The organism is Streptomyces boncukensis, assembly GCF_011045075.1.
Lineage (GTDB): Bacteria > Actinomycetota > Actinomycetes > Streptomycetales > Streptomycetaceae > Streptomyces > Streptomyces boncukensis.
This window is the reverse complement of the sequence record NZ_JAAKZZ010000539.1, coordinates 1-4671: the sequence shown is the minus strand read 5'-3', so window position 1 is coordinate 4671 and position 4671 is coordinate 1. Positions and strand designations below refer to the sequence as shown.

The window sequence follows — 4671 nt, the reverse complement described above, 5'->3', positions numbered from 1 at the left end:
GGTTGGGGGGATGGCCGGGCGCCCGGCTCAGGCGGCGTCGGCGGCCCGCAGACTGCGCGGGCGCAGATCGGTCCAGTTCTCCTCGATATAGGCCAGGGCCAGTTCTCGGGTGGTCTGGGCGAGTGCCGTGCGCCAGCCGTGCGGAATGTCGGCGAATGCGGGCCAGAGCGAGTGCTGCCCCTCGTCATTGACCAGGACAACGAAAGTGCCCGACTCGTCGTCGAATGGATTGGTCATCAGTGTCTACCCGTTCCTTTTTCCGGCGTTTCAGAAGCGAGCAAGGTGCTGAGGACGGCGGCTGTCTCCGCGGCGGGGCCGGGGTCGAGCATGCCGTCGTGATCGGACGTGACGGGGTGGACGGTGACGCCGCCGCAGTGCGCGGCCCACGCGCCGGCGGCCGGGAGCCCTCCCTGCGGGGCGCCTTGCGTGGCGGCGAAGAAGTGCTGCTCGCCGTCGAAGTGGTCCGGGCGGTGCGCCGAACCGAGTTCGCTGAGGTGGCGGATGACCTGGAGCAGGTTGCCGAGCTGCTGCTCGGTCAGCTCGGCCAGCGGGTTCCCGTCCTGCCGCAGCAGGCCCAGGACGGCGGCGCGGGTGGGCTCGGCGCCGGGCTGGGCCAGCCCGAACCGGGTGAGGACCTCGGTGAGCAGCGCCCGCTCGCTCAGATCGGCGGACGGCTCTCCCGCGGCGGCCGGGAAGCCGTCCAGATTCGCCAGCAGCCCGATCCGCTGTCCGCGCCGCTGGAGCTGAACGGCCATTTCGTGGGCCACCAGACCCCCGAAAGACCACCCGACAATACGATACGGCCCGTCCGGCTGAATTTCCAGTATGCGCGCCACGTATTCTTCCGCCAATTCCGTGACACTGCCCGGGAGTTCCTCGGATTCCAGAATTCCGCCGGACTGGAGCGCGTATACGGGAACGTCCTCCGGCAGCGCGCCGGCCAGCTCCAGGAACGGCCAGCCCAGCCCGACCCCGCCGTGCACGCAGAACAGCGGCTCCCGGGTGCCGCGCGGGCGGACGGCCAGCACCCGCCCGAAGGCGTCGCCGTCCGCGCCCGGACCGGAGCCCTCCGCTACGGCGACGGTCGCCAGGCCCGCCACCGTGCGGTGTACGAACACATCGGCGGGCGTCAGCGCCACGCCCAGCTCCCGGGCCCGGCCCACCAGCCGGATCGAGCGGATGGAGTCGCCGCCCAGCTCGAAGAAGCCGTCCCGGATGCCGACCCGTTCGAGGCCGAGCACCTCGGCGAACACCCGGCACAGCGTCTCCTCCAGCGGGGTGCGCGGCTCGCCGCCCGCCTCGGCCGCCACGGGCGCCGGGTCGGGCAGCGCCTTGCGGTCCACCTTCGCGTTCGGCGTCAGCGGCAGCTCGGGCAGTTCGGTGAAGGTCGCAGGGACCATGTACTCCGGCAGCGCACGGGCCAGCTGGGCGCGCAACTCGGCGGCGTCGGCGGCGGTGCCGGCGTGCGGCACCACGTACGCGGCGAGCCGGTCGATGCCGTCGGCGCGGTCGCGGCGTACGGCCACCACGGCGCGGTCCACCGCCGGGTGGGCCAGCAGCGCCTCCTCGATCTCCGCGAGTTCGATGCGGAAGCCGCGGATCTTCACCTGGTGGTCGGTGCGCCCCAGGTAGTCCAGCCCGCCCCGGGCCGTCCAGCGCGCCAGGTCCCCGGTGCGGTACATCCGCGCGCCGGGCTCCGCGCTGTACGGGTCGGCCGTGAAGCGCTGCGCTGTGAGCGCGGGGCGTCCGTGGTAGCCCCGCGTCACGGCCGTGCCGCCGATGTACAGCTCGCCTGCGGTCCCCGTCGGCACCGGGCGCAGCGCGGCGTCCAGGACGTACACCCGGTTGCCCGCGAGCGGGGTGCCGATGGGCGGGTCCGTGACGCCGTCCAGGTCGGCGACCGTCGACCAGATCGTCGTCTCGGTCGGGCCGTACAGGTTGGTGAGCCGGGCCGCGGCGCCGTGCACGGCGGCGGCCAGTGCCGGGCTGATGGCCTCGCCGCTGCTCAGCGCGTGCACGCCGCGCAGCGCCTCGGGGCGCTCGCTGACCAGCGTGTGCCAGAGCGCCGGGGTGGCGTGGAGCCGGGTGGCCCGCTGCCGGGTGAGCAGTGCCGCGAGGGCCGCCGGGTCGCGTACGGTGTCGTGCCCCGCCAGGACGAGGGTGGCGCCGGACAGCAGCGGTGCGAACAGCTCCGAGTTGGCGACGTCGAAGCCGAAGGTGCTGACCGACACGAATCTGTCGTCCGGGCCGAGGGAGAGGTACCGCTGCGTCTCCGCGAGGATGTTGGCGAGGGCGCCCCGGGGGACGACCACGCCCTTGGGGCGGCCGGTCGATCCGGAGGTGTAGATGACGTACGCGGCGTCGTCCGGCCCCGCCTGCCGGCTCGGGGCGGGGCCGCCCCCGGCGGCCCCGGGCTCCTCCGGGGCCCCTTCGCATTCGAACCCCGCAAACAGCAGGTGGGGGACGTCCGCCAAGCAGGGGACCGCGTCGCGGACACCGGAGTCGGTGACGGTGAGCACCGGGGCCGCGTCCTCGACCATGTACGCGATCCGGTCCGCCGGATACGCGGGGTCCACCGGCAGATACGCGGCGCCGGCCTTCAGCACCGCCAGCGCCGCGACGACCATGCGCGGCGTGCGCGGCAGCGCGATGGCCACCAGCCGCCCCGGTCCGGCCCCGCGCGCCACGAGGTCGCGCGCCAGCCGGTCCGCCTCGGTGTGCAGCTCGCGGTACGTGAGCGAGGCGGCGCCGTCGTCGTACACCAGCGCCGTCCGGTCCGGGTAGCGCTCCGCCGCCGCGTCCAGCCGGGCGTGCAGCGGCTCGTCCACCGGGTGCGCCGGGGCGCCGTTCCAGTCGTGCAGCAGCCGGGTGCGCTCGCCCGGCAGCAGCGCCGGGATCTCGCCCAGCGGCCGCTCCGGCTCGGCGGTCAGCAGCTGCAGCAGGCGGCACAGCCGGACCGCGAGCGTACGCGCCCCGGCGTGCGTGAACAGGTCGGTGCTGTACTCCAGCCGCCCGGCGAGCCCGGCGGGCCCGCCCTCAGCCCCGGTGCGCTCGGCCACGTCGATGGCCAGGTCGAACCGGGCGCCGCCGGTCCCCGCCGCGCCCGCCTCGGCGGTCAGGCCCGGCATCCGGAAGGCGGCGCCGGCGTTGTTCTGCAGGGCCAGCATCACCTGGAACAGCGGGTGCCGCGCCACCGAGCGGGCGGGCGTCAGCGCCTCCACCACCTGCTCGAACGGCACGTCCTGGTGCTCGAACGCGGCCAGTCCCGCGTCCCGCACCCGGCCCACCAGCTCCCGGAACGTGGGGTCCCCGGACACGTCGGTGCGCAGCACCAGGGTGTTCACGAACAGCCCGACGAGGTCGTCCAGCGCCTCGTCCGTGCGCCCGGCGACGGGGGTGCCGACGGGTATGTCGTCGCCCGCGCCCAGCTTGCTCAGCAGCGCGGCGAGCGCCGCCTGCACCACCATGAACAGGCTGCCGCCGCACTCCTTCGCCAGCGCCAGCGCCCGCGCGTGCACCCCGGCCGGGACCGTGAAGTCCACGGTGCCGCCCGTGTAGCCGGCGGTCGCGGGGCGCGGCCGGTCGGTGGGCAGCGGCAGCTCCTCGGGAGCCCCCTCCAGGGCCTTCCGCCAGTATCCGAGCTGGCGGGCTGCCAGGCTGTCCGGGTCGTCCGGGTCGCCGAGCAGCTCCCGCTGCCACAGCGCGTAGTCGGCGTACTGCACCGGCAGCGGCGCCCACTCCGGGGCCGTGCCGCCCAGCCGGGCGGTGTACGCGGCCGACAGGTCCCTGGCGAGCGGCGCGTTGGACCAGCCGTCGGCGGCGATGTGGTGCACGACCGTCACCAGCACGTGCTCCCGGGGGCCGAGCGCGAACAGCGCGGCCCGGATCGGGATCTGCCGCGTCAGGTCGAAGGGCCTGCGGGCGAACTCGGCGACGGCGCCGTCGAGTTCCTCCGCCGACACCGCGCACACCGGCAGCGCGACCCCGGCTCCGGACCGCACCCGCTGCCGCGGCTCCCCGTCCCGGGCGGGGAAGACGGTGCGCAGCGCCTCGTGCCGGTCCACGACGTCGCCGAGCGCGGCGGCCAGCGCGTCCTGGTCCAGCTCACCGGTCAGCCGCAGCGTCCACGGCAGGTTGTACGCGGTGGCCGAGCCCTCCAGCTGGCCCAGGAACCACATGCGCCGCTGCGCGAACGAGAGCGGCAGCGCCTCGGGCCGCTCCCCCTCCGGGACCGGGACGAGCGGGGGCCGCGCCGCGTCCGCGCCGTCGAGCAGCGCCGCGAGCGCGGCCGGGGTCGGCGCGTCGAAGACGGTCCGCACCGCCAGTTCGGCGTCCAGCAGCGTGCGGACCCGGCTGACCAGCCGGGTGGCGAGCAGCGAGTGGCCGCCCAGCTCGAAGAAGCTGTCGTCGGCGCCCACGCTCCCGATGCCGAGGATGTCGGCGAACGCCTGGCAGAGCAGCGCTTCGGTCCGGGTACGGGGCTCGCGCGCCGTACCGCCGCGCCCGCCGGCCCCCATCTCCGGCGCGGGCAGCGCCTTGCGGTCCACCTTGCCGTTCGGGGTCAGCGGGAGCGCGTCGAGGACGACGACGGCGGACGGCACCATGGTGCCGGGCAGCAGCGCCGAGACTCCGTCCGCGACCGCCTGCGCGGTCGGGGGCGGGGCCGGGGCC

The 4671-nt window shown here is 75.4% G+C and carries 2 protein-coding genes; both read right to left on the bottom strand.

The annotated features are described in order from the left end of the window. Window positions 1-27 precede the first annotated feature (27 nt). Complete coding sequence (locus G5C65_RS31485; RefSeq protein WP_277608130.1) at window positions 28-237, bottom strand: MbtH family protein; 210 nt, start codon at window positions 235-237, stop codon at window positions 28-30. Further along, a partial coding sequence (locus G5C65_RS31480) for an amino acid adenylation domain-containing protein (RefSeq protein ID WP_165302454.1) occupies window positions 237-4671 on the bottom strand: 4435 nt, incomplete at its 5' end. The genes G5C65_RS31480 and G5C65_RS31485, both read right to left, overlap by 1 nt.